This window comes from Streptomyces sp. RKAG337 (assembly GCF_023701715.1).
Taxonomy (GTDB): domain Bacteria; phylum Actinomycetota; class Actinomycetes; order Streptomycetales; family Streptomycetaceae; genus Actinacidiphila.
Genome location: NZ_JAJOZA010000001.1, coordinates 6,722,601 through 6,746,758 on the forward strand (window position 1 = coordinate 6,722,601; position 24,158 = coordinate 6,746,758).

22 protein-coding genes and 2 pseudogenes are annotated in these 24,158 nt (G+C 71.2%); 15 read left to right on the forward strand and 9 right to left on the reverse strand.

What is annotated here, in order from left to right; genetic code table 11:
• A pseudogene (locus LNW73_RS29820) lies at positions 1-1,427 on the reverse strand (alkaline phosphatase family protein).
• Between the two features lie 262 nt (positions 1,428-1,689).
• Here LNW73_RS29820 and LNW73_RS29825 point away from each other — a divergent pair.
• Positions 1,690-2,166 carry a DUF5990 family protein gene (locus LNW73_RS29825; RefSeq protein WP_250992027.1) on the forward strand — a complete coding sequence of 159 codons (477 nt, stop codon included), beginning with the start codon at positions 1,690-1,692 and terminating at the stop codon, positions 2,164-2,166.
• Between the two features lie 81 nt (positions 2,167-2,247).
• On the opposite strand, the gene LNW73_RS29830 is transcribed toward LNW73_RS29825, so the two are convergent.
• From LNW73_RS29830 to LNW73_RS29850, 5 genes are all read right to left on the reverse strand, one after another.
• Positions 2,248-2,667 carry a TOBE domain-containing protein gene (locus tag LNW73_RS29830; protein WP_250992028.1) on the reverse strand — a complete coding sequence of 140 codons (420 nt, stop codon included), beginning with the start codon at positions 2,665-2,667 and terminating at the stop codon, positions 2,248-2,250.
• 186 nt (positions 2,668-2,853) lie between these two features.
• On the reverse strand, positions 2,854-4,266 hold the full coding sequence (locus LNW73_RS29835) for a pyridoxal-phosphate dependent enzyme (protein ID WP_250992029.1): 1,413 nt from the start codon (positions 4,264-4,266) through the stop codon (positions 2,854-2,856).
• 163 nt (positions 4,267-4,429) lie between these two features.
• Positions 4,430-5,122, reverse strand: a complete 693-nt coding sequence (locus LNW73_RS29840; RefSeq protein ID WP_250992030.1) for a class F sortase — start codon at positions 5,120-5,122, stop codon at positions 4,430-4,432.
• 152 nt (positions 5,123-5,274) lie between these two features.
• Positions 5,275-5,688: a hypothetical protein gene (locus tag LNW73_RS29845; protein WP_250974617.1), complete on the reverse strand. Its 414-nt coding sequence runs from the start codon at positions 5,686-5,688 to the stop codon at positions 5,275-5,277.
• A gap of 326 nt (positions 5,689-6,014) precedes the next feature.
• A complete protein-coding gene (locus tag LNW73_RS29850; RefSeq protein WP_250992031.1) occupies positions 6,015-7,655 on the reverse strand; it encodes an FAD-dependent oxidoreductase in 1,641 nt (546 codons plus the stop codon).
• A gap of 300 nt (positions 7,656-7,955) precedes the next feature.
• Between LNW73_RS29850 and LNW73_RS29855 the strand changes: the two genes are divergently transcribed.
• From LNW73_RS29855 to LNW73_RS29895, 10 genes and pseudogenes are all read left to right on the forward strand, one after another.
• The gene (locus LNW73_RS29855; RefSeq protein WP_250992032.1) at positions 7,956-9,125 is read left to right on the forward strand and encodes a SchA/CurD-like domain-containing protein; all 1,170 of its coding nucleotides are present in this window, start codon (positions 7,956-7,958) and stop codon (positions 9,123-9,125) included.
• A 170-nt stretch (positions 9,126-9,295) separates the two neighbouring features.
• Positions 9,296-9,493, forward strand: a pseudogene (locus LNW73_RS36740) (cupin domain-containing protein); the annotation flags it as partial.
• A gap of 121 nt (positions 9,494-9,614) precedes the next feature.
• On the forward strand, positions 9,615-10,883 hold the full coding sequence (locus tag LNW73_RS29860) for a beta-ketoacyl-[acyl-carrier-protein] synthase family protein (RefSeq protein ID WP_250992033.1): 1,269 nt from the start codon (positions 9,615-9,617) through the stop codon (positions 10,881-10,883).
• Positions 10,880-12,142 carry a beta-ketoacyl synthase N-terminal-like domain-containing protein gene (locus LNW73_RS29865; RefSeq protein ID WP_250992034.1) on the forward strand — a complete coding sequence of 421 codons (1,263 nt, stop codon included), beginning with the start codon at positions 10,880-10,882 and terminating at the stop codon, positions 12,140-12,142. The genes LNW73_RS29860 and LNW73_RS29865 overlap by 4 nt, the downstream gene beginning before the upstream one ends.
• Before the next feature lie 86 nt (positions 12,143-12,228).
• Complete coding sequence (locus LNW73_RS29870) at positions 12,229-12,486, forward strand: acyl carrier protein (RefSeq protein ID WP_250974611.1); 258 nt, start codon at positions 12,229-12,231, stop codon at positions 12,484-12,486.
• 1 nt (position 12,487) lies between these two features.
• A complete protein-coding gene (locus LNW73_RS29875; RefSeq protein WP_250974610.1) occupies positions 12,488-12,943 on the forward strand; it encodes an SRPBCC family protein in 456 nt (151 codons plus the stop codon).
• Between the two features lie 33 nt (positions 12,944-12,976).
• Positions 12,977-13,309 carry a TcmI family type II polyketide cyclase gene (locus tag LNW73_RS29880; protein WP_250974609.1) on the forward strand — a complete coding sequence of 111 codons (333 nt, stop codon included), beginning with the start codon at positions 12,977-12,979 and terminating at the stop codon, positions 13,307-13,309.
• 94 nt (positions 13,310-13,403) lie between these two features.
• Positions 13,404-15,149: an acetyl-CoA carboxylase carboxyl transferase subunit alpha gene (accA, locus tag LNW73_RS29885; RefSeq protein ID WP_250992035.1), complete on the forward strand. Its 1,746-nt coding sequence runs from the start codon at positions 13,404-13,406 to the stop codon at positions 15,147-15,149.
• On the forward strand, positions 15,146-15,778 hold the full coding sequence (locus LNW73_RS36490) for an acetyl-CoA carboxylase biotin carboxyl carrier protein (protein ID WP_250992036.1): 633 nt from the start codon (positions 15,146-15,148) through the stop codon (positions 15,776-15,778). Before accA ends, LNW73_RS36490 begins: the two co-directional genes overlap by 4 nt.
• Before the next feature lie 5 nt (positions 15,779-15,783).
• Positions 15,784-17,181, forward strand: a complete 1,398-nt coding sequence (locus LNW73_RS29895) for an acetyl-CoA carboxylase biotin carboxylase subunit (protein WP_250992037.1) — start codon at positions 15,784-15,786, stop codon at positions 17,179-17,181.
• An 81-nt stretch (positions 17,182-17,262) separates the two neighbouring features.
• On the opposite strand, the gene LNW73_RS29900 is transcribed toward LNW73_RS29895, so the two are convergent.
• The 3 genes from LNW73_RS29900 to LNW73_RS29910 form a co-directional block, all read right to left on the reverse strand.
• Positions 17,263-18,327: a methyltransferase gene (locus LNW73_RS29900; protein ID WP_374118223.1), complete on the reverse strand. Its 1,065-nt coding sequence runs from the start codon at positions 18,325-18,327 to the stop codon at positions 17,263-17,265.
• Positions 18,328-18,385: 58 nt separating this feature from the next.
• Positions 18,386-19,447 carry a right-handed parallel beta-helix repeat-containing protein gene (locus LNW73_RS29905; protein WP_250992038.1) on the reverse strand — a complete coding sequence of 354 codons (1,062 nt, stop codon included), beginning with the start codon at positions 19,445-19,447 and terminating at the stop codon, positions 18,386-18,388.
• 181 nt (positions 19,448-19,628) lie between these two features.
• Entirely contained in the window at positions 19,629-20,294 is a 666-nt protein-coding gene (locus LNW73_RS29910) for a peroxiredoxin-like family protein (protein WP_250992039.1), read from the reverse strand.
• 133 nt (positions 20,295-20,427) lie between these two features.
• Here LNW73_RS29910 and LNW73_RS29915 point away from each other — a divergent pair, with 133 nt between their 5' ends.
• The 4 genes from LNW73_RS29915 (at position 20,428) to LNW73_RS29930 (ending at position 24,157) form a co-directional block, all read left to right on the forward strand.
• A complete protein-coding gene (locus tag LNW73_RS29915; RefSeq protein WP_250992040.1) occupies positions 20,428-21,030 on the forward strand; it encodes a TetR/AcrR family transcriptional regulator in 603 nt (200 codons plus the stop codon).
• A gap of 354 nt (positions 21,031-21,384) precedes the next feature.
• Positions 21,385-21,642 (forward strand): hypothetical protein, encoded by a 258-nt coding sequence (locus LNW73_RS29920; RefSeq protein ID WP_250992041.1) that lies wholly within the window; start codon positions 21,385-21,387, stop codon positions 21,640-21,642.
• Positions 21,643-21,721: 79 nt separating this feature from the next.
• A complete protein-coding gene (locus tag LNW73_RS29925; RefSeq protein WP_250992042.1) occupies positions 21,722-23,098 on the forward strand; it encodes a glycoside hydrolase family 16 protein in 1,377 nt (458 codons plus the stop codon).
• Positions 23,099-23,419: 321 nt separating this feature from the next.
• Entirely contained in the window at positions 23,420-24,157 is a 738-nt protein-coding gene (locus LNW73_RS29930) for a DUF4142 domain-containing protein (RefSeq protein WP_250992043.1), read from the forward strand.
• The last annotated feature ends 1 nt before the right edge of the window (position 24,158 follow it).

The window sequence follows — 24,158 nt, forward strand, 5'->3', positions numbered from 1 at the left end:
CTAGGTGTGCGGCCGCCGGCCCTTCTCCTGCTTCGGGAACGTCTGGTCCGCGCCGGGGAGAACCGGCTTGGGGAGGGTGGCCACTTCCTTCTTGGCCTCCTCCAGCTGCTTCGCCGTGTCGTGCGGCAGCCGCGGTGGCCGCGGGGTCGCGTGGGAGAAACGGAACGCCGAGGTCAGGTCGCCGAAGGTGCGCCGCCGCCACTGCGTGACGTTCGGTGCCTCGACGCCGGTGAAGCGCTCCAGGAACTGCAGCGCCGAGGTGTGGTCGAAGGCCTCGCTCGCCACCCAGCCGCCCACGGTCCAGGGCGACACGATGATCGCCGGGACCCGGAAGCCACCGCCGATCGGCAGCCCCTGGACGAACTCGTCGACCGTGCCCGCCTTCGGGGTGGGCGGGGGCACATGGTCGAACAGGCCGTCGTTCTCGTCGTAGTTGAGGATGAACGCGGTCTTCGCCCAGACCTTCGGGTTGGACGCGATGGCCTCGATCTTCTGCGCCACGAAGTCGGCGCCGGCCGCCGGCAGGTAGTCCGGGTGCTCGGACTGGAAGCTCGTCGGCATGATCCAGGAGACCGTCGGCAGCCGGTCGTTGCGCGCGTCGTCCTCGAAGGTGCCCTCGGGCTGCGGGCGCATGCCGCGCTCGTAGAGGTCCTCGCCCGGCTTGGAGTCCCGGAACGTCTGGAACTGCTCCAGCATGTTGCAGCCGTAGTCGTCGTCCTGCTGGTACACCTTCCAGCTGATGCCGGCGGCCTGCAGGCGCTCCGCGTAGGTCGGCCACCGGTACGGCGTGGGCGCCTTGTTGGTGAGCACCGGGCCGCCCTGCGTGCCGCCGGGGTCGATGGTGCCGGTCATCCAGTACAGGCGGTTCGGCCAGGTCGGGCCGAAGACGGAGCAGAAGTAGTTGTCGCAGATGGTGAAGGTCTCCGCGAGGGCGAACTGGAAGGGGATGTCCTTCCGCGTGTAGTAGCCCATCACGTACGGGCCGTTCACACCGTCGGCCTTGCGGTGCGCGGGCAGCCACTGGTCCATCCTGCCGCCGTTCCAGGCCGCGTGCTGCACGGCCCAGGCGTGGCTGGTGGACGGGATGGCCTGGGCGCTGGACTTGTGGGTGTCCAGATGGAACGGCAGCAGATAGCCGTCCGGATTGACCGTGTCGGGCTGATAGAAGACCGAACGCCCGTTGTCCAGCTTCAGCGCGTGCGGATCGTTGAAGCCGCGGACGCCGGAGAGGGTGCCGAAGTAGTGATCGAAGGAGCGGTCTCCTGCATCAGCATGACGACATGCTCGATGTCGTTCAGCGAACCGTGCCGCGGCGGTCCCGCCGCGACGGCCTTCTGCACGCTGGGCGGCAGCAGGGAGAGCGCCGCTGCGCCTCCCATCGCCCCCGCCGCCGATCCGAGGAGTCTGCGTCGCGTCAACTCGGCCATGAACATCCCTTCCCGACCTGTCGGTGCGAGCCCTGGTCGTGGACCCATCAACACCCTTGCGGGGAGCGGGACGGAGGCGAAGGGGGCAATCGGTGAACACGTGACCAACGAGCAGCGAGCACCGGGCCACGGCACGGCCGGCCGCCGCGGGAATGCGGATCTCCTCCGACCGTCACGAGTTCATGAGACACCTGACGGAGCGTCACGGCGGCGGGACACGCGGAATACGCCCATGGCCGGGCCGGCGGGGGATGATGACCGGGTGGAGATCCGTATCGAGGCCTCAGACCTGCCCGGCCGTGCTTTCGCCCTCGGTCCGGACTTTCCCGCCGCCGACAACGTGCACATCGGCGTGCAGCGCAGGGACCGGCCGGGCGAGTGGACGGGCCTCCACCCGGGTGACGCCGCGTCGGCGAGCTGGACCCTGGAGGCCGTCGCCGTTCCGGCCGCCACCGGTACGGAACTCGAAGGCCCTTACCTCCAGAACCGGCTGGGCGGGCAGTTCGTCTTCCTGTCCTGGGTCACGGTGGACGCGGCGGGTGTGACCGACATGCTGCGCCGGGCGAAGCTGATGTTCGCCGACATCCCGCGGGAGACGTTCGACGAGGCGGTGCGCGGCGGCCGGCTGACCGCCCGGCTGCGGCTGACAACCGCCGGGGGCCGGCCGCTGTGCGGACGGGTGCGGCCACCCCTGGTGACCTGGTCGGCGGAGACCGCGGAGACAATGCGGCCGGAGTGAGTCGTCGGACCCGCACCCTTGCCGAGCAGAACGGCGAAAAGCCCGCCGGCGCGGAATCCGCGCGGCGGGCTGTCGCCCGGATCAGACGGTGGCGAGGGAGATCTCGGTCGACTTGATGAGCGCGACCACGGAGGTGCCGGTGGTCAGACCGAGGTCGGTGACGGCGTCCTTGGTGATGGCCGCGGTCAGTTCGCCGCCCGGGACGGTGACCTTGACGCTGGCCATGGCGCCGCCGGTGGCGACCTCGGAGACGGTGCCGGCGAGCTGGTTGCGGATGCTCAGGCCTTCGACCGGGCCGGTGGCCAGCGAGACCTCCGTCGACTTCACCAGGGTGCGGACGGCCGTGCCCTCGGCGATCCCCAGCTCCTTGACGGCTTCCAGCGTGATGGCCGCGGTGATGTTCTGGCCGCCGTCCAGACGGACCTTGACGGTCGCCATGACCTCACCGGCGGTGACGTCGGTGACGGTGCCGGGAATCTGGTTGCGGATGCTCAGACTCATGAAGGTGCGCCTCGCAAAGTGAGTGGAATGCCGGGCTTGGCCCGTCGTGTCCCTTCACTGTAGCCACACTCCGCGCACCCGTTCCGGCACGCATCGCAAACGCCATGCCAGTGGTGGTAACGGCCTGGCACATCCGCCGCGACGGCCCGATTCCGCCGGTCCGCCACGCCGCGGCCCGGCGACTGTTCAGCCTTCCAGCGCCTTCCGGCCGACCAGGCCGACCGCCCGCCCGTCGAGCAGGACGACGGCGGCGTCGTGGCGGCGGGCGGGAGTGTCGAGGCAGGCGAGCGCAGTGGAGAGCGGCTGGCCGAGACCGACGAGGGGCAGCGCCGGGGCGAGGTGGTCGCGCAGCGGCTCCTCCGGACCCGCCCCCGAGTCGAGTACGGCCTGCAGCCCGGCCGCTTCCGCGGAGCCGATGATCTCGCCGGCGCTGATGCCGAACGGCCGGTCGGCACGGGCGAGCACGATGGGTGCGACGTCGGCCCGCGCGGCGCGCAGCACGGCCAGCGCCTCGCCCAGCGAGTCGGTGGAGGCAACGGTGACCGGGCTCCCGCCGCGGCCCGGGGGGTCGCCCAGGACCGTGCGCACCGTCGGTTCGGTGTCGTCGCCGTGCCGCGGCTCCTCCAGGAAGCCGCGCTGCCGCAGCCAGTCGTCGCTGAGCGCCGAGGACAGATAGGAGCGGCCCGAGTCGGGCAGCAGGACGACGACCAGGTCGTCGGGGCCCAGCCGCCGTGCCACCCGCAGCGCCGCGGCCACCGCCGTCCCCGAGGACGGTCCCACCAGCAGCCCTTCCTCGCGGGCCATCCGCCGCGCCGTCAGCAACGACTCACGGTCCGGCACCCGTTCGAACGTGTCGACCACGCTCCGGTGGTACGACTCGGGCCACACGTCCTCCGAGGTCTCCGGATGGACGAAGTGGCCGATGCTCTCCACGAAGTAGGCGCTGCCGTCGCCGCCGCCGTACACCGACGCCTCCGGATCCGCGCCAACGACGGTGACCCCTCCGCCGGAGGCCTTCTTCAGGAAGGCGCCGGTGCCGCTGATGGTGCCGCCGGTGCCGACGCCCGCCACGAAGTGCGTGACCCGCCCGCCGGTCTGCTCCCAGATCTCCGGCCCGGTGGTCACCACATGGGCGTCCGGGTTGGCCGGGTTGTCGTACTGGTTCGCCAGCCAGGCGCCGGGGATCTCCTCCGCGAGCCGGCGCACCACATGGAAGAGGTGGTCCGGGTGGTCCTTGGAGAGCGCGGTCGGGGCGAGCACGACCTCGGCGCCGTAAGCGCGCAGGATGTCGCTCTTCTCCTGGGCGGCCCGCTCGGACACCCCGATCACGACCCGGTAGCCGCGCTGCCGTCCGACGATGGCCAGCCCGATGCCGGTGTTGCCCGACGTCGCCTCGACGATCGTGCCGCCCGGCCGGAGCTCACCCGTACGCTCGGCCTCCCGCACCATCGACAGCGCGGCGCGGTCCTTGACGCTGCCGCCGATGCTGAGGAACTCCGCCTTCGCGTAGACCGGAGTCACGATGCCCTCGCCCAGCCGCGCCAGCCGGAACAGCGGCGTCCCGCCGATCGCGTCCGTGACCGATTCGTAGACGGTCATCTCTGGAACCTCGTCCCTCTTCCGGTGGTTTCGACACGACGGAACCACCGGGTGTGAAGGACCAGCGGCAACACCGCGGGGCCGGTGTCCGGTTCATGGACCCGCAGGGGGACGATACCGTGACCGCCCCCGGCCCTGCCCCGGGTGTGTGCCGCGAGGGCGGTCAGCCCCGGCGGGAGGATTCCAGGTGGGCGAAGACGACGACGTTGTCCTTGTAGTCCTTCTTCGAGTGGTCGTACGCGCCGCCGCAGGTGATGATCCGCAGCTGGGCGTTGGGGGTGTCGGCGTAGACGCGCTGGTCGGGGAAGTTGTTCTTGGAGAAGGTCTCGACGGAGTCGACCTTGAACGTCGCGATGACGCCGTCGGCGCGGGTGATCTCGGCGGTGCTGCCCGGCTTGACCATGCTGAGCAGGAAGAACACCGCGGGGCCGGTCTTGGTGTCGACATGGCCGGCGACGATGGAGTTGCCGCGTTCGCCGGGTGTGGGGCCTTCCGCGTACCAGCCCGCGAGGTTGTTGTTGTCCGACGGCGGGGGATCCAGCTTGCCCGACGTGCCGATGTGCAGCGGGGTGAAGGGGGCGCTCACGCCGATGGCGGGAATCGTCAGCAGGGTGGGGCGCGAGGCGGGCAGTCCGGGGGCGGCGCTGACGGGCGGCGGGGCCGCCGCGTGCGCCGTGGCCTGCGCCACGGCGGCGGCCGGGGGCGGCGCGGCCTCGGAGGCGTCGACGGAGTTGTAGATGAGGAACGCGCCGAGCAGGGCCGCGCCGGTGGCCCAGCCCAGGACTCGCGACGAGACGTCGCCGCCCGGTGCGTTCTCCGCCGCGCGGGCGCTGTGCTGTGTGGGCTGCTGGGCCATTCGGTGATGCCTTTCGTCAGCTCTGTTCTGCGGTTCGTGGTTCTGCTGCCCGCGTGCGGGGCACCGGGCCGGGCCCGGAACCGGCGCTGCCACCGTCATCGTGGGACGACGGTGGCAACGACGGAACAGCGTGGTGCGGAACGTGCGTCGGATCAGGCCGCGAGGCCGGCGCCGGCGGAGGCGTTGCGGCGGCGCAGGACGAAGGCGCCGGCGCCGAGGCCACCGAGCAGCAGAACGGAACCGGCGGCCAGGCCACCGCCCGACAGGGCCATGCCGCCACCGCCGGTGTGCATGCCACCGTGCGGCTTCTTGGCCTCCTCGCCCTTCCACCCTTCCTCGGACTTGGCGCCCTTCTTGGCCTCCTGGCCCTTCCAGCCGTCCTCGGACTTGGTGCCCTGCTCGGACTTGGTGCCCTCCTCGGAGGGGGACCAGCTGTCGCTGGAGCTGGAGGAGCCGCTCGGGTCGTATGCGTTGTGGGCACCCGTGGCGGCGTGGGCGGAGGGAGCGGCGATGGCGAGGACAGCGGAGAGGGTTGCTCCGGCCAGCAGGGTGCGAGCAGTGCGCATGGGAAGGTTCCTTCCGCCGCGACGTGCGCTGGCTGACAGGGCATCAGCCATAGGAAGCGCAGTAGCGACGTCATCACCGTCAGTCATATGCCGAGGTTGTGCCACCGGAGAGAGCACAACGGGTGACGGAGTGCTCTCTTCGGGTGGTGCCGGCCGTGGGGGAGCGGTGCCCGACCGGGCTGACGGTGTCTCACCCCGACGGGGCATCAGCACCCCGGACCGCACCCCGGAACGCGGGCCGGAACGCGCGGAAGTGCGGCGCCACAGGGCGTGACACGGCGGAGCGGGCCGCGCGGCGTCCGCGCGGCCCGCTCCGGTGGCAGCCGTCATCCGTTGCCGGGAACGCCGCCCAGTACCTTCTCCAGCACGTCCTGCAGCGTCCGCTCCGCGTTCGCGTCCGCGGTCCGCGACCGCCACGCGATGAACCCGTCGGGGCGGACCAGGACCGCTCCGTCGTTCTCCGCCCCGTGCAACTGCGCCCAGTCGGCGCCCTCTTCGGGAACGAGGTCGTGGTTCTCGTCCGGACCCACCTGGTAGCAGGCCAGCGGGATGCCGGTGCGCCCGGCGATGCTCAGGCCGGCCTGGTGCCAGGCGCCGCCGCCGGGACCGCTGAGCAGTACCGGGGTCCGCTCGTACAGGTCGAGGGTGGAGAGCCGGCGGCCCTCCTGGCTCAGCCACATGTGCGGGGCCCGGCCGCCCGGCTGGGCCAGCGGACGGAACTCCTCAGGGACGGCCGGCTGGTCCTGCGGGGCGCCCACCACCGCGCCGTCGAGGTAGCGGTAGCCCAGCACCACCGCGAGCATCCCGGGCTTCCGGCCGGCGCCGGGGCTGACGTCGTAACCCGGGTGGCGGTGTTCGGCGGAACGGGTCGAGGCCCGCGCGCCGGTGGCCAGCGCCACCGGCCGCCGCTCGGCGTCGTACGTCTCCAGCAGCCCGGGGCCCGCCCAGCCGCGCAGCACCGCGGCGAGCTTCCAGGCGAGGTTGTGCGCGTCCTGGATGCCGGTGTTGGAGCCGAACGCCCCGGTCGGGGACATCTCGTGCGCCGAGTCGCCGGCCAGGAAGATCCGGCCGGTGCCGTAGCGCTCGGCCACCCGCTCGGCGGCATGCCACGGCGCCTTTCCGGTGACCTCCACCTCGAGGTCGGGCACGCCGACCGCGGTGCGGATCAGCGCCTCGCACCGCTGGTCGGTGAAGTCCTCCAGCGTCTCGCCGTCGTCCGGGCGCCAGGGGGCGTGGAACACCCAGTTCTCGTCGTTGTCGACGGGCAGCAGCGCACCGGGGCTCTCGGGGTTCGTCAGGTAGCAGACGATGAAGCGCCGGTCGCCGACCGCGTCGGCCAGCCGCTTGGCCTTGAACGTGATGCTCACGTTGTGGAACAGGTCGCCGGCCCCGGTCATCCCGATGCCGAGCCGCTCGCGCACCGGGCTGCGCGGCCCGTCCGCGGCGACGAGGTAGTCCGCCCGGATCGTCCGGTCCTCACCCGTCTCACGGGATCGGACCACCGCCGTCACTCCTTCGGCGTCCTGCTCGGCCGAGATCAGCTCGGTGCCGAAGCGGATGTCGCCGCCCAGGTCGCGGGCGCTGCGCAGCAGCACCGGCTCCAGGTCGTTCTGGCTGCACAGGCACCAGCCCGACGGGCTGAACTTGGCCAGCGCCCCGCCGGGGTCGATCTGCTTGAACAGCCACTCCTGCTCCGAGCCGGTCAGTGTGTCGGCCTGCAGGATGCCGTGGTTCTCCGCCAGCACGGAGGCGGCCTCGCGGATCAGCGGTTCCACCCCCGCCGCCCGGAACAGTTCCATCGTGCGGACGTTGTTGCCCCGGCCGCGGGGATGGTGGGAGGTCTGCGCGTGCCGTTCCACGAGGACGTGCTCGATGCCGAGCCGGCCCAGGAACAGCGAGGCGGACAGCCCCACCAGGGAGCCACCAACGATCAGGACGGGCACGCGATCGTCGATCTTCGACGTCATGAGGTCTCCAGAGAGGTTGTGCGGAGCCGGTCCGCCACGGGTTGGTGACGGCCGTTCGGCTGCGTTCCTCCTTTCCCTGTCGGGAGCCTGTTGACCGGGAAGTCACTCGCCCGCCTCACGTACCGTGCGCGATTCATGCCGTTATGTGAGCATCGGCCGTAGCCGAGCACGCCTGGTGCATATGCAGAGGGCAAGGCCTGCGGCAGTCGGCAGGGGTGTCGGAGTTTTCCCGACCCGTCATCGAAGCCGCATTCCGTGGCGGGCGGTACGCCCGTCCCCCGACAGAGAGGAACGATCACGGTGACGACTCTGGACGACCGGCGCATAGCGGATCCCACCCTGGAGACCACGCGACTGCGCGTCGTACTCCTGCTGGATGTCCTCGACGGCCGACAGGAACGCTTCCTGGAGGCGTACGAGGAGATCAGGCACCAGGTGGCCGGAGTACCGGGCCACGTCAGCGACCAGCTCTGCCAGTCGCTCGGAAATTCGTCCCAATGGCTCATCACCAGCGAATGGGAGGGCAGCGAGCCCTTCCTGGCCTGGGTGGAGAGCGCGGCCCACCGCAAGATGGTCGAACCGCTGCACGGCTGCGTCCGGGACACCACGTCCCTGCGCTTCGTGATCGCCCGGGAGACCCCCGACCCGCTGGACGCCCCCGCCCGCCCGGAGCGGCGTGCGGCCCGGCCCGGCCCCGCCAAGGGGAAGACCGCCGCCTCGCGCGCCGCCGGCACCGACCCGCTGCCGGCACCGCCGTTGTGCTCGGGCGGCGTCGTCCGCCACGCGATCACCTTCACCGTGAAGCCCGGCAGCGAGCCGGCCGTGGCCAAGATCCTGGCCGGCTACCGCTCGCCGCAGGCACGCGTCGACGACACCACGCAGCTGCGCCGCACCTCGCTCTTCATGCACGGCAACCGCGTCGTGCGGGCCGTCGAGGTGACGGGCGACCTGGGCAACGCGCTGCGGCACGTCGCCGCCCAGCCCGAGGTCAGGGCCGTCGAGGAAGCGATCAACCCGTATCTGGAGGAGGCCCGGGACCTCACCGACGGGTCGTCCGCCCGTGCCTTCTTCGCCCGCGCGGCGCTCCCCGCCGTCGAGCACGTCACCGGCGCGGAAGCCGCTCCGGACGACGGTGTCACCCGCCGGGCGTACTTCTACCCGGTCAAGCCCGGCCGTGGCGAGGAGGCGGCCCGCCTGCTCGCCGAGCTGGACGCGGCCGCTGCCGCGGACCCCGGGCAGCGGCTCGTGGGCAGCACGGTCTTCCACCGCGACGACGTCCTCGTCCGCGTCGTCGACCTGGCGGAGCAGCAGCGGCGCTCGCCGGCCGGCGAGCTCGCGGACGTCGTGCCCGAGGAGCTGAACCGGCTGCTCGACCTCGGCAAGCACCACGACCCGTCCGCCGCCGGTGAACTCTCGTACGGAGTCCCGGCGATGGACCTCATCACCGACCGCCGGGCGCAGGCCGCCTGAAACCCCCAGCACGTCCGGCTCCGCAACCGGACGGCACCGACCAAGGAGCGGCCATGACACCTCAGCAGGCACGTATCGTCCACCTCGACGACACCAGCCCCAACACCCGGCGTGGCGGCGACATCCGCGCCGTCCTCACCCCGACGTCCGTGGGCGCCACGAGCGGCTTCATGGGGCTGGCGATCATCCAGCCCGGTGAGCAGATCGCGGAGCACTACCACCCGTACTCCGAGGAGTTCGTCTACGTCGTCTCGGGCTCGCTCGAAGTGGACCTGGACGGCGTCAGCCACTCGCTGCGCCCCGACCAGGGGCTGCTGGTTCCGCTCGACGTCCGGCACCGGTTCCGCAACGTGGGCACCGAAGAGGCGCGGATGGTCTTCCACCTGGGGCCGCTCGCGCCCCGGCCGGAAATGGGCCATGTGGACACCGAGGAGACCGAGCACGTCCAGGCCGGAACGATGGCTCCCCCGACCCCGCGGGGGCGAGGACGTGACCCGGCGGGTGGCGGTCACCGGACTGGGCGTGGTCGCCCCCGGCGGTGTGGGGGTGCCTGCCTTCTGGGACCTGCTCACCGCCGGGCGCACCGCGACCCGGGGCATCACGCTGTTCGACCCCGAGGGCTTCCGCTCCAGGATCGCCGCGGAGGTCGACTTCGATGCCGCCGCCTGCGGTCTCGGCCCGGACCTCGAGAAGCGCGCCGACCGGTACGTCCAGTTCGCGCTGGTCGCCGCCCGCGAAGCGGTCCGGGACTCGGGGCTCGACATGGAGGCCCAGGACCCCTGGCGGGTCGGGGCCTCCCTCGGATCGGCCGTCGGCGGTACCACCCGCCTCGAACACGACTACGTGAAGGTCAGCGACTCGGGCGGTCGCTGGGACGTACGGCCCGACGGTGCGGGACCGCATCTGCACCGGGCCTTCTCGCCGAGCGCGCTCGCCTCGGAAGTGGCCGAGGACCTCGGCGCGAAGGGCCCGGTCCAGACGGTCTCGACGGGCTGCACGTCAGGGCTGGACGCGGTGGGCCATGCCTTCCACGCCATCCAGGACGGCAAGGCCGACGTGATCGTCGCCGGGGCCGCGGACTCACCGATCTCCCCGATCACGGTGGCCTGCTTCGACGCGATCAAGGCGACCTCCACCCGCAACGACGACCCCGCCCACGCCTCCCGTCCCTTCGACGCGGAACGCGACGGATTCGTGCTGGGCGAGGGCGCGGCCGTACTGCTCCTGGAGGAATGGGAGCACGCGCGGAAGCGCGGCGCCCGGATCTACTGCGAGCTGCGGGGCTTCGCCACGTTCGGCAACGCCTACCACATGACCGGTCTCACCACCGAGGGCCTGGAGATGTCCCACGCCATCGACCAGGCGCTGGACCAGGCCCGTATCGACCGGACCGAGATCGACTACGTCAACGCGCACGGCTCGGGCACCGTGCAGAACGACCGGCACGAGACGGCGGCCGTGAAGCGCTCCCTGGGCGCGCACGCGCACACCGTACCGATGAGCTCGATCAAGTCGATGGTCGGGCACTCGCTCGGCGCGATCGGGGCGATCGAACTCGCCGCCTGCGCCCTGGCGCTGACCCACGGGGTGGTGCCGCCGACCGCGAACTACGACACCCCCGACCCCGACTGCGATCTCGACTACGTGCCGCGGACCGCGCGCACCGCACCGCTGCGGTCCGTGCTGTCGGTCGGCAGCGGCTTCGGCGGCTTCCAGTCCGCCGTGGTGCTCGGGCACGCGGAGAGGAGCCCGTCATGAAAAGAACGTCACCGGATCGGAGCACCGCCGGCCGGCAGACCGTGGTGACCGGCCTCGGCGTCATCGCGCCGAACGGCGTCGGGACCGACGCCTTCTGGAAGGCCGTCCAGCAGGGCGTGTCCGTGCTCGGCCCGGTCACCCGCGAGGGCTGCACCGAGCTGCCGCTGCGGGTCGCCGGAGAGGTCGCCGGGTTCGACCCGGCCCTCCTGGTCGAAGGCCGCTATCTGGTCCAGACCGACCGCTTCACGCACTTCGCGATGGCAGCGGCCGATCTCGCCCTCAGCGACGCCCAGCTGGAGCACGACCCGCGGTCGCCGTTCGCCATCGGCGTGGTGACCGCGGCCGGCTCCGGCGGCGGTGAGTTCGGCCAGGGCGAACTGCAGCAGCTGTGGGGCCAGGGCCCGAACTTCGTCGGGCCGTACCAGTCCATCGCCTGGTTCTACGCCGCGAGCACCGGCCAGATCTCCATCCGGGGCGGCTTCCAGGGACCCTGCGGAGTGCTCGCCAACGACGAGGCCGGCGGCCTCGACGCGTTCGGGCACGCCTGCCGCACGATCCGGCGGGGTACCGACGCCGTCGTCGTCGGCGCCACCGAGGCGCCGCTGGCCCCCTACTCGGTCGTCTGCCAGCTCGGCTACCCCGAGCTCAGTCTCGCCGGGGACCCGCACCGGGCCTATCTGCCGTTCACCGACGACGCCTGCGGATTCTCGCCCGCGGAAGGCGGCGCGATGTTCGTGGTCGAGGAGGAGGCCGCGGCGCGCCGCCGCGGCGCCCCGGTCCGGGCCGTGGTCGCGGGACACGCCGCCACGTTCACCGGCACCGCGGGCTGGGAGCACTCCCGGCCGGGGCTGGCGCGGGCGATCCAGGGCGCACTGGACGAGGCGGGCTGCTCCGCCGAGGACATCGACGTGGTCTTCGCCGATGCCCTCGGGGTGACCGCGGCCGACCAGGCCGAGGCGCTGGCCATCGCCGACGCCCTCGGCCCGCACGCCGCGAACGTCCCCGTCACCGCCCCGAAGACCGGCTTCGGCCGGGCCTACTCGGCGGCCTCGGCACTGGACGTCGCCACCGCGGTACTCGCCCTGGAGCACGGCGTGGTGCCCCCCACCCCCAACATCACCGAGGTCCGCCACGACCTCGACCTCGTCACCGGCGAGGCCCGCGCCGCCGACCTGCGCACGGCCCTCGTCCTGAGCCGGGGCCTGATGGGCTGCAACTCGGCCCTGGTGCTGCGCCGCGTTCCCGACGACCGGCGCTGACGGGAACGGCGCGTACCGGCCGCCGTTCCCGTGTCCCCGACCGCTGTTCCCCGGAGCTTTTCCCCCGAGCCAAGGAGAAACCAGTGATGAACGGACCTGTCACGTTCGATGAGCTCGCGTCCCTGATGAGGGGCCGCGCCGGCCTGTCCGTCGACCCGGGCGAGATGGAGAACCGGCCCGAGGCGACCTTCGAGGAGTTCAACCTCGACTCCCTCGGTTTGCTCGGCATCGTCTCCGAGCTGGAGAACCGCTACGGCCGGCAGATCGGCGACGAAGCCGACTCGTGCAAGACCCCGCACTCCTTCCTGCAGAGCGTCAACGCCCAACTCACCCTCGGAGCCTGACATGACCGGACACACCGACAACGAGATCGTCATCAACGCGCCCCTGGACCTCACCTGGGAACTCACCAACGACCTCGAACGCTGGCCGCAGCTGTTCAGCGAGTACGCGTCCGTCGACGTGCTCGAGCGCCAGGGCGACACCGTCACCTTCCGGCTGACGATGCACCCCGACGAGAACGGCACGGTCTGGAGCTGGGTCTCGGAGCGGGAAGCCGACCCGAAGACGTTCACCGTGCGGGCCCGCCGGGTGGAGACCGGTCCCTTCGAGCACATGAACATCCGCTGGGAGTACCGGGAGGTGCCGGACGGCACGTCCATGCGCTGGCTGCAGGACTTCGCGATGAAGCCCACCGCGCCGGTCGACGACGCGGGCATGACCGACCACATCAACCGCAACTCGCTGATCCAGATGGAACGCATCCGCGAGCAGGTCGAGCAGCACGCCCGGGTCGTCTGACCGACCCCGCTCCGACCCGAAGGGACCACCCCGATGCACCGTTCGCTCATCGTCGCCCGTATGAGGACCGACGCCGCCCCCGACATCGCCGAGGCCTTCGCCTCCTCCGACCGCGGGGAGCTGCCGCGCCTCATCGGTGTGACCGGGCGCAGCCTGTTCCAGTTCGGCGACCTGTACCTGCACCTGATCGAGGCGGACCGGCCGCCCGGCCCCGAAGTGGCCCGGTTCAAGGGCCATCCGGAGTTCCGGGACGTCAGCGACCGCCTCGCCGCGCACGTCCAGGCGTACGACCCGGCCACCTGGCGCGAGCCGAAGGACGCGATGGCCCGCGAGTTCTACCGCTGGGAGCGCAGCGACGCCGATTAGGGCGGAGTGGCCTGGGGCCGGATTCCGGCCCCGGGCCCGTTGCGTCGCCCGGACGTTCGAGCCCTGCACGGCAGGCCGGAAGGACACCACCTCCATGGTCGAGGTCGAGATTCCCCACAACGCCGAGCCCCCGGCGTGGGTGCGGTGCGACAGCTGCGTCACGCTGATCTACGCCAAACGCTTCACCCGGGCACTCAAGGTGTGCCCCGACTGCGGTTCCCACACCCGGCTCACCGCACGGCAACGGCTGGAGCACCTGCTCGACGCCGGTACCGCGGTACCGCTGGACCCGGTCGAGTGCGTACCGGACCCGCTGGGCTTCTCCGACACCCGCCCGTACGTCGACCGGCTGGTGGACGCGCGGGCGGCGACCGGACAGCGGACGGCGGTGCTCTGCGCACGCGGCACCATCGAGGGCCGGCCGGTGGTGGTCGCCGCCATGGACTTCGGCTTTCTCGGCGGCAGCCTCGGCTGCGGCGAGGGCGCGCTGATCACGGCCGCGGCGCACACCAGTCTGCGGATGCGCGTCCCCCTGCTGCTCGTCACCGCCTCCGGCGGCGCGCGGATGCAGGAGGGCGTGCTGTCGTTGATGCAGATGGCGAAGACCACCAATGCCCTGGCCGAGCTGGACGAGGCCGGGATCCTGGTCGTCTCGCTCATCACCGACCCGACCTACGGCGGCGTTGCCGCCTCGTTCGCGACCCTCGCCGACGTGATCATCGCCGAGCCCGGGGCGCGGCTGGGCTTCGCCGGGCCGCGGGTGATCGAACACACCACCGGCGAGACGCTCCCGGAGGGCTTCCAGACTGCGGAGTTCCTGCTGAGCCACGGGCTGGTCGACGACGTCGTGCCGCGGGCCGCACTGCGGGCGACGCTCGGCCAGCTCCTCGCGCTGCAACCGGCAGCGGACCCGGAACCTGCCGCGGACCCGGAACCGGACGCGCCGGTGAGCGCCGCTCCCGCCGCCACAGCCACCGGCAGCGGAGCCATCCTGCGCCGGCCGGAGGAACTGACCGGCGGCGACTCATGGGCGACGGTGCAACTCGCCCGTCACCCGGACCGCCCCACGACGCTGGACTACGCCGCCCATCTGCTGGACGGCTTCCACGAGCTGCACGGCGACCGCATCGCGGAGGACTGCGCGGCGGTGGTCGGCGGCCCGGGGCTGCTGAACGGCCGGCCCGTCATGCTGATCGGCCATCAGAAAGGCGGCACCGGACTCGTGGAGCGCAAGCGCCGCAAGTTCGGGATGCCGAACCCGGGCGGGTACCGCAAGGCGGCCCGGCTGATGCGGATGGCCGCGAAGCTCGGACTGCCCGTCATCACGCTGATCGACACCCCCGGCGCCAACCCGGGCCCCGACGCGGAACGCACCGGCCAGGCCGGTGCCATCGCGGCGAACCTGCGGCTGATGGCCCGGCTGCCGGTGCCGATCGTGGCCGTCGTCACCGGCGAGGGCGGCAGCGGCGGCGCGCTGGCGCTGGCCGTCGCGGACCGGGTGCTCATCAGCGCCAACGGCATCTACTCGGTGATCAGCCCGGAGGGCTGCTCCGCCATCCTCTGGAAGGACGCCGCGGCGGCGCCGACCGCCGCCGAGGCCCTGCGCGTCGACGCTCGGCAGCTGCTCGAACTCGGCATCGTCGACGGCGTCGTGCCGGAACCGCCCGGCGGCGCGCACACCGACCACCCGCGGTCCGCCACCCTGCTGGGCGCGGCGCTGACCGCGGCGCTGAACGAACTGGACCCCTGGGAGCCGGAGCGCCTGCTGCGCGACCGCAGCAGCCGATTCCACCGCTTCGGCACCGCACACAACCTGAGCGTGGAAAGAGGTGCGCTGTGAAGCCGGACCACGAGCAGCGGAACAGCAGCGAATCGAACCCCCCGGCCGACGACCACGTACCGGGCGCACCGCCTGTACCGCCCGCACCGGACTCCGCCCTGCCGGCCGGAGCGGTGCTCGACGCGGTGTGCCGCAGTGTCGTGCGGCTGAGCGCGACCACCGCCCATCCGCCGTCCCGCATCCGGATGCAGGACGGCCAGATCACCGTCGAGGTCGAGTGGCCGGACCCGGCGGCCCTGAGCCGTCCGGCGCCGGCCGCCGGCGCTCAGGTCGCCGCCCCGGAATCCGGCGCCGCGCCCGCCGGGGACGGCGAGGCGCTGGACTACGTCCGGGCGCCCATGGTCGGCACGTTCTACCACGCGAGCTCTCCGGACGCGCCGCCGTACGTGGGCGTCGGCGATGTGGTCACACCGGGTCAGCCGGTCGGCGTCCTGGAGGCGATGAAGCTGATGAGCACCATCACGGCGGAGGTCGGCGGCCGGGTGACCGAGGTGCTCGCGCCGAACGGGCAGCCGGTGGAGTTCGATCAGCAACTCATCGCCCTGGAACCGGTAGGTGCGGAAGCCGAAGCGGGTGCGGACATGGGCGCGGGCCGTGCGCCGGCGGCCGTCGCCGGGCCGTCGAGGTGAAGCCCGTGTTCTCCACCGTCCTGATCGCCAACCGCGGGGAGATCGCCCTGCGGGTGGCCCGCACCTGCCGCGAAATGGGCATCCGTACGGTCGCGGTGTACTCCACCGCGGACCGCGACTCCGCGGTCGTGCGGTTCGCGGACGAGGCCGTGCACATCGGCGCGCCGCCCGCCAAGGGCAGCTACCTCAGCGTTCCCGCCGTCATCGAGGCGGCGCTGCAGACCGGTGCGCAGGCCATCCACCCCGGGTACGGCTTCCTCTCCGAGGACCCCGACTTCGCCGAGATCTGCGAAGCGCACGACATCGTCTTCATCGGGCCGCCCCCGCAGGTCATGCAGCAGCTCGGCGACAAGGCGGCGGCCCGCTCCCTGATGGCGCAGGCCGGACTGCCGGTGCTGCCCGGCAGCATGGACGCGCTGACCTCGCCTGCCGAGGCCAAGGAGCTCGCCCGGCAGGTCGGTTACCCGGTGATCCTCAAGGCCGTCGCGGGCGGTGGCGGCCGCGGGATGGCCGTGGTGCGCTCCGCCGACGACCTCCGCCTCGCCTACAACGAGACCCGCGCCCACGCCCGGGCGGTCTTCGGCGACGACCGGATCTATCTCGAACGGTTCGTCGACGACGCCCGACACATCGAGGTCCAGGTGCTGTGCGACCGGCACGGCAACGCCGTCCACCTGGGCGAGCGCGACTGCTCGGTGCAGCGCCGGCACCAGAAGCTCATCGAGGAGGCGCCGGCCACCGGGCTGCCGCGGGAGCTGCGCGAGGCGATGCTGGCGGCCGCCGTCCACGGGGCCACGGCGGTGGGTTTCGTCGGGGCCGGCACGTTCGAGTTCGTCGTGACGCCGGACGACCGGTTCTATCTGATGGAGATCAACTGCCGTCTCCAGGTGGAGCACCCGGTCACCGAACTGGTCACCGGGATCGACATCGTCCGCGAACAGATATCGGTGGCCGCAGGACTGCCGCTGTCGTTCCGGCAGAGCGACATCACCCTGCGCGGCGTGGCCGTCGAGTGCCGCGTCAACGCCGAGAACCCCGACAACGCGTTCTCGCCCACCCCCGGGCTGCTCTCCGAGTTCGTGCCGCCCGGCGGCCCGTTCGTACGGGTCGACACGCACGCCTACCCGGGCTGGCTGGTCGGGCCCGACTACGACTCGCTGCTGGCGAAGGCGGCCGTGTGGGCGCCGGACCGCGAGCAGGCCCTGGCCAGAATGGACCGCGCGCTCAGCGAGTTCCGGGTGAGTGGACCCGGTGTGCACACCACGCTCGGCTTCCTGCGCAGGACGCTGGCCCACCCGCTGTTCCAGGCGGCGCTGCACACCACCGGGCTGGTCGGCGCGATGACCGCCGAGGCGGCCGACCGGGACGGCGACGCGAGCAAGGAGTCCGCCCCGGTCGGCTGACCGGACCGCACCGCACGACGCACTGTGCGCCACGTTCCCTGAGGAGCGTGGCGCACAGTGCGTCGTGACGGTGACGACCCCTTAGACGGGGACGACGGCCTCGAACGCGTGCAGGTAGGGGTTGACCGGGCGGATCTCGCCGACCGAAAGCCCGGCCTCCTCCATCAGGGCGGCCATGCTGACCTTGGAGTGCTTCGCGCCCCCGACGTTGAGGAGCAGCAGCAGGTCCATGGCGGTGGTGAACCGCATCGACGGGCTGTCGTCGACCAGGTTCTCGACGACCAGCACCCGGGCGCCGGGGCGCGCGGCCCTGACGATGTTGGCCAGGGTGGCGCGGGTGCTGGCGTCGTCCCACTCCAGGATGTTCTTGATGATGTACAGGTCCGCCTGGACGGGGATCTCGTTGCGGCAGTCGCCCGGGACGAGCCGGACCCGCCCGGCCAGCGGCCCGCCGTCCCGCAGTCGCGGGTCCGCGTTCGCGATCACCTTGGGGAGGTCGAGCAGGGTCCCGCTCAGCTCCGGGTTCTTCTCCAGCAGACAGGCGAGCGCCAGCCCCTGGCCGCCGCCGATGTCCGCGACGCTCGACACCCCGGTGAGGTCGACGAACTCGGCGAGGTCCTCGGCGGACTGCCGGCTGGACGACGACATCGCCCGGTCGAACACCACGGCCGACTCGCTCGCGTCGGTGTGCAGGTAGTCGAAGAAGTTCTTGCCGTACAGCTCGGGGAAGACGTCCTTGCCGGACCGGACCGCGTCGTCGAGCAGCGGCCATGCGTCCCAGGTCCACGGCTCCGTGCACCACAGCGAGATGTACCGGAGGCTGTCGGGGGAGTCCTCGCGCAGCAGCCGCGACATCTCGGTGTGCGTGAAGCGGCCGTCCTCCGTCTCCGCGAACAGCCCGTAGCACGACAGCGCGCGGAGCAGCCGGCGCAGCGGCTTGGGCTCCGCGTTGACCTCCTGGGCCAGTTCCTCGACGGTCGTGGGGGTGTCGCCCAGGGCGTCCGCGACCCTCAGCCGGGCCGCGGCGCGGACGGCCGCGGCGCAGGCGGCGCCGAACACGAGTTCCCGCAGGCGCATGCCGGCGTGCGGGGTGATGGCGGACGCGGGTGCCGTCGGGGCGGGTGCGGTGGAAGGTGTGGTCGTCATGGGGCTGCCTCTCCTGGGGATCGGAAGGGTGTCGGACGCGGCGCGGCGGACCACTCGGTCAGCAGCGGCCCGCCGGTGCTGAGACCAGACAGTGGTTTCCGTTGAAGGTGTTGCCGAGGCCGGTGTCCCGGTCGGACAGATCGGCCGGACCGTTGCGGAGCGCCGTGTTGTCCTTGACGGTGTTCCCGGAGTTGGGACCGCCCGTGAAGCTCGGGAACAGCACGACGCCGCCGGACAGCGGCGAGGTCCCGACGTTGTCGGTGATCCTGTTCAGCTCCACGGTCGTGTTCTCCACGCCGGTCAGGACGATTCCGGAGCCCTGGATGACCGGCAGCCGGCTGTTCGCCGGGCAGAACTTGTTGTTCGCCACCACCTTGTTGAGACGGACGCTGAGGGCTCCGGCCCTCGGCGTCCCCTCGTCCCCCACGACGAACACACCGCCGCAGTTCCCGGTCATCGTGTTGTTCTCGACCGTCAGATTGCGGACCCGCCGTGCGACGACGCCGATCCGGTTCCCGGAGACGTCGTTGCCGCTGATCATCGCGCTCTCGGTGTCCAGGGCGCCGCCTTCTCCGCTGGTCAGGTTCGCCATGAAGATGCCGGCCTGCCCGTTGTTCCGTGCCCGGTTCATGGACAGCCGGGCGCGGGTCGACTTCTCCACGCTGATGCCGTACTGGCCGTTGTCCTGGGCGAGCACGAAACGCACGCTCAGCCGGTCGGTGTCGGACGCGTTGATCGCGTGCTTCGTGAACCCGGAGACCGCCAGCGACTCGATGCTCACACCCGCGACCGGCTGGTCCGCCGTTCCGGTGACGCAGATCCCGTAACCCCCCGCGGCGCAGGCGTTGCCACCCGGTACGGCCGGAGGAGTGATCACCGTCCGGTCGCCGGACCCGCGGATCGTGAGATGCGGGACCGTGACCCGAACGCTCTGCTGGTAGGTGCCCGGCAGCACCAGGACCGTGTCCCCGGGTTTCGCCCGGTCCACCGCTTCTTGGATCGACTGACCCTTGCTGACGAGAAGTACGCTCTCCGCCTGAACGGGCGGCGCCGCCGCCAGCCCTACGGCGGCGACGCCGACAGCAGTGCCCACCAGTTGATGAAACCGTCGCGCAGCCATGACCGGAACCCGCTCTCCAGGATGGTCCTCCCGTAACAGCGCCGGGCTCGGCGACGGATCCGAGGGACGTTCGACGGCGGGCCGCAGTCCTCGCCCGTGAAGAGCGTGCGCCCGCCGGTTCGAAGCTATGGGTGATCATCGGGCCCCGCCACTCATAGTCGACCGCCCGGGACGGGCGCCCTCAGCCGAGCGGGTCCAGGGCGTCGAGTGCGGCCAGGATGTCGGCGGGTTCGGCGCGCACGGTGTAGTCGGACCTGACGAAGGCCCAGCGGATGACGCCGGAGCGGTCGATGACGTAGGTGGCGGGCAGCGGCAGGGTGCGGGCATGGCCGCCGTTGACCCGCTGGAGCTCGAAACCGAACCGGTCGTACACCTCGCCCAGTTCGTCGGAGAGGTCGAACGCGATGCCGAACCGCTGGGCGACGTCGGAGCCGAGGTCGCTGAGAACGGTGAAGGTGAGTTGCTCCTTCCCGGTGAGGGAAAGGGTCTCGTCCGGGATCTGCGGCGAGACGGCCACCAGGCGGGCGCCGCGGGCGGTGATGGCGTCCTGGTGCAGTTGCAGGGAGCGCAGGGCGAGGTTGCAGTACGGGCACCACGCGCCGCGGTAGAAGGTGAGGACCACGGGTCCTTCGGCGAGCAGGGCGTCCAGCGCGATCTGCTCGCCGTCGGCTGCCGGAAGGGTGAACCGCGGAGCCCGCGCACCCGGGCCCAGGGCGCGCTCGGCCAGGCCGGACGCGGCGAGCTCGGATCCGCCCCGGTCCATGATCTCGAGCAGCTCGGGGTGAAGTTTCCGGGGTCCGTTCTCGTACAGGTCACGCAGGTCGCGCAGCTCGTCCTGAAGGCTCACGATCGCCGTCCTCTCTCTGTGCGGGGGAGTCGGAACATATCTTGGAACAACCGTTCCAGGATGATGGCGGGTCGGTTCGCGCGTCAAGAGCTATCTTGGAATCACCATTCCAAGTACTCGGGAGCGGCGAGCGATGCCCGACATCAAGCACTTCGATCCGGACGCGGCACTGGAGCGCGTCGAGCGGCTGTTCTGGCAGCACGGCTCGGACAAGGCGTCGATCCAGGCCGTCGCCACCGCGACGGGCCTCAGCCGGTCCAGTCTGTACACCACCTTCGGCGACAAGCGGGAGCTCTATCTCGCCGCCCTGCGCCGCTATCTGCTCCATCGCGCGCAGCCGGCGTTCCGGGAACTGGGGGAGGACGGGCGGGGCCTGCCCGCCGTGCGGGACTTCTTCGCCGGCCTGATCGAGGCGCGCTGCTCCGGCGAGTACGCGGGCTGGGGCTGCATGGTCGTCAACGCCCACATCGGCCCCGAGGGCGGCGATCCCGCGGTCCGCGCCCTGCTGGACGAACACCACCGGCTGCTGCGGGACGCGCTGCGCACGGAAGTTGAGATCGCCGGCCGTCAGGGGCAGCTCGCCCCGGGGGTTTCCCCGGACGCCGCCGCCGAGACGCTGGCGCTGCTCGCCTACGGCGTGAACCTGCGGTCGCGCGGCGGAGCCGACGCGGAGACGCTGCTCGGCACCGTCCAGGCGGCCCTCGCACTGCTCGGCCGGCGGGAGCACGGGCGCTGAAGCGGTCGACGGAAGCACAGGCAGTAGGGCGGGTGGTCGAGTAATAACAAGCCCTGTGGCTTGTTTTGCCGCCCCGAGGAAAACCCCAAACCTCCGGCAGGGGAGGGGGGAAGCTCCCTTCGTCACCGGTATATGTCCTGGTCGTTAAGTGGATCTTGTTCAACTTCTTGACGCGGACACGTCGTGCGCTAAGAATCCAACACGATCCTGTTGGTTGAGAGCGCTCTCACATCGTTGGTTCGAAGGCATCCCCGGGGATGATCGCTTGCCTTCGGCTGTGAGGTGTAAGCGCGACCTGCCCGGACCAGTACTTCCCTTTCGCTTCGTGAACAGAAGAAGGGATACCAGTTTCCGATGCGCAGAACCCCACTTCCGCGCCGTGATCGGCCCCGACGGCGCTGGAGCAGCGGCGCCACCGCACTCGTCTCCGCCGTCGTCCTGGTACTCGCGGGACTGTTCGGTCTCACCGCCGTCGCGGGGAGCGCGGCGGCCGGCCCGTCCGACTACACCCAGAGCGTCACCGCCACCGGTTCCGGTCAGGCGCGGATCACCTTCACCCCCACGACGCCCGCCCTGTACGTCGCAGCACTCCTTCTCGATCCCTTCAGCTGACCTCGCCGCCCCGGAATCCATCCGCACCTCTCGTACCCCGCGTACGTCTCGCAGCTCTGCAGAAAGGCCATGACCGCCCATGAGAAGAAACGTCCCGCCCGAATCCGCGTCGAGTGCCGCGCGCCGTATGCGGCGTGTTCCGCTCACTGTCTTCAGTGCTCTGCTCCTGCTGGTCGCCGACGCGCTGGGCCTGTCCGTGTCGGGCGGGTCGGCCGCCGCGGCGCCTGCTCCTCCGGCCGGCTGGACCACGGTCTTCAGTGACGACTTCAGCGGCGCGTCGGGCAGCGGTCTCAACAGGGCCAACTGGCTCTACGACATCGGTACCAACTACAACTATCCGGGTGCGGCGGCGAACTGGGGGACCGGTGAACTGGAGACGGCGACCGATTCGACGGCCAACGTCTACCAGGACGGTGCGGGACACCTGGTGATCAAGCCGATCAAGGACGCCGGCGGGCACTGGACCTCCGGCCGGATCGAGACCCAGCGCACCGACTTCGCCGCCCCGGCCGGCGGTCAGCTGCAGATCAGCGCTTCCATCCAGCAGCCCAACCCGGCGCACGGACTGGGTTACTGGCCGGCGTTCTGGGCGATGGGCGCCGCGGCCCGCCCGGTGGGTGCGACCAACTGGCCGAACATCGGCGAGCTGGACATCATGGAGGACGTCAACGCGCTGAGTCAGCACTCGACCACCTTCCACTGCGGTGTCTGGGCCGGTGAGTGCCATGACCCGGACGGCATCAGCAGCGGTCTGCAGGCGTGCGGCGGCTGCCAGACCGGGTTCCACACGTACTCGGTGATCGTGGACCGTACCAACGCCGCCGCCGAGCAGCTGCGGTTCTACCTCGACGGCAATCTGACGTATCAGGTCAATCAGAACCAGGTGTCGACCGGTACGTGGCAGGCGGCCGTCGACCACGGGTTCTTCGCCATCTTCGATGTGGCGATCGGCGGTTCGTACCCGAACAAGGTCTGTGGCTGTACCTCGCCCTCGGCGGACATCACGTCGGGCGCCGGTATGAGTATCGACTGGTTCGGTGTCTACCAGACCAACGGCGGGGGCACCACGACCGGGGGCACCACCAACGGTGGGACGACGACCGGCGGGACGACCACCGGGGGAACCACCACCGGCGGGACGACGACCGGCGGCACCACCACCGGTGGGACCACGGGCGGCGGCACCTCGTCACCCGACTACTCGGCGAGTGCGACCCGGATCAATGCCACTCAGGCGCGGATCTCCTTCACGCCGACCACGGCCGCGCAGTACGTGGACGTGCACTATCTGGTCAACGGGGCGGGTCAGCAGAACTTCCGGATGGCCAACAACGCGGGTACCTGGACGCAGACCGTCAGTCAGCTTTCCGCGGGCGCGGTCATCAGCTACTGGTTCACCTACGAGAAGAACGGTCCGCAGTACGACACTCCGCACTTCAGCTACACACAGAGCTGAGGAGCTGAGGAGCCGAGTACTGCAGCCGAGCACGGCCGCCGGCCGGTGGGAAGGGCGATTCTCGCGATCGCCGTTCCCGCCGGTCCGCTGCGTTCCGGGCATGGTTGCGCCGAGGCCGCGGGCCGGTCACATGCGGGTACGGAACGGTACCAGTGATTCCGGGTACGGCTCCGATGTTTATCCAATGGTGATGATCCCTCAACAGGAGTGCCACATCCGGCACTAGCGTCCGGTGGCACCCCGGGAAGGCGGTGCCCACCGCATGTCGGTGCGGATCCTCCGCGTCGGCACCCTCCTCCCGGCAGAGCGCAAGGAGGCATTGTGCGGACATTCGTCCGGCGACCCGCCCTCGGCGCGTCCGTCGGTTTCCGGTACACCACGGGAACCGTCCTCGTCATCGGTGCCCTCGCGGTGACGCTCGTGGCGCTGCTGATCCCCATGCAGAAGTTCGGCGGTCAGAATTCCGCGGCGGCCGCTCCTCCGTTCACGGACGACGGCCTCGGGATCGTGAACACGCAGTACGGGCCGCTGACCCCGCTGGACCGGGATTTCGTCCGTAGGGTCCGGCTCGCCGGGCTGTGGGAGGGGCCCGCGGGCCATCAGGCGCAGCAGCGCGGTACGCAGGAATCGGTCAGGACCGCGGGGCTGCATCTCATCGACGGGCACGCCGAGTTGGATGCGCGCGTGCTCCAGGTGGGCCAGGCGCTCCACATCGATCTGCCCAACCAGCCGAACTCGGACCAGCAGGGCTGGCTCGCCCAGATGGATGCCGCCACCGGGGCCCAGTACGACCGGATCTGGGTCAATCTTCTGCGCCGCGCGCACGGGAAGGTGTTCGCGCTCGTGGCGCAGGTTCGGGGGCAGACCCGTAACTCCATGGTCCGCTCCCTGGCCAGCAGGGCCAACACCGTGGTCCTCGACCACATCTCGGTTCTCGAGGAAACCGGGCTCGTCGATTTCGGCGCGCTCGCCGACGGGGCCTCCTCGCCCTCCGGGAAGCCAGCGGTCACCGTCACGGCTTCCGCTTCGACTCCGCTACAACGAAGTGAAGTGAAGTGAT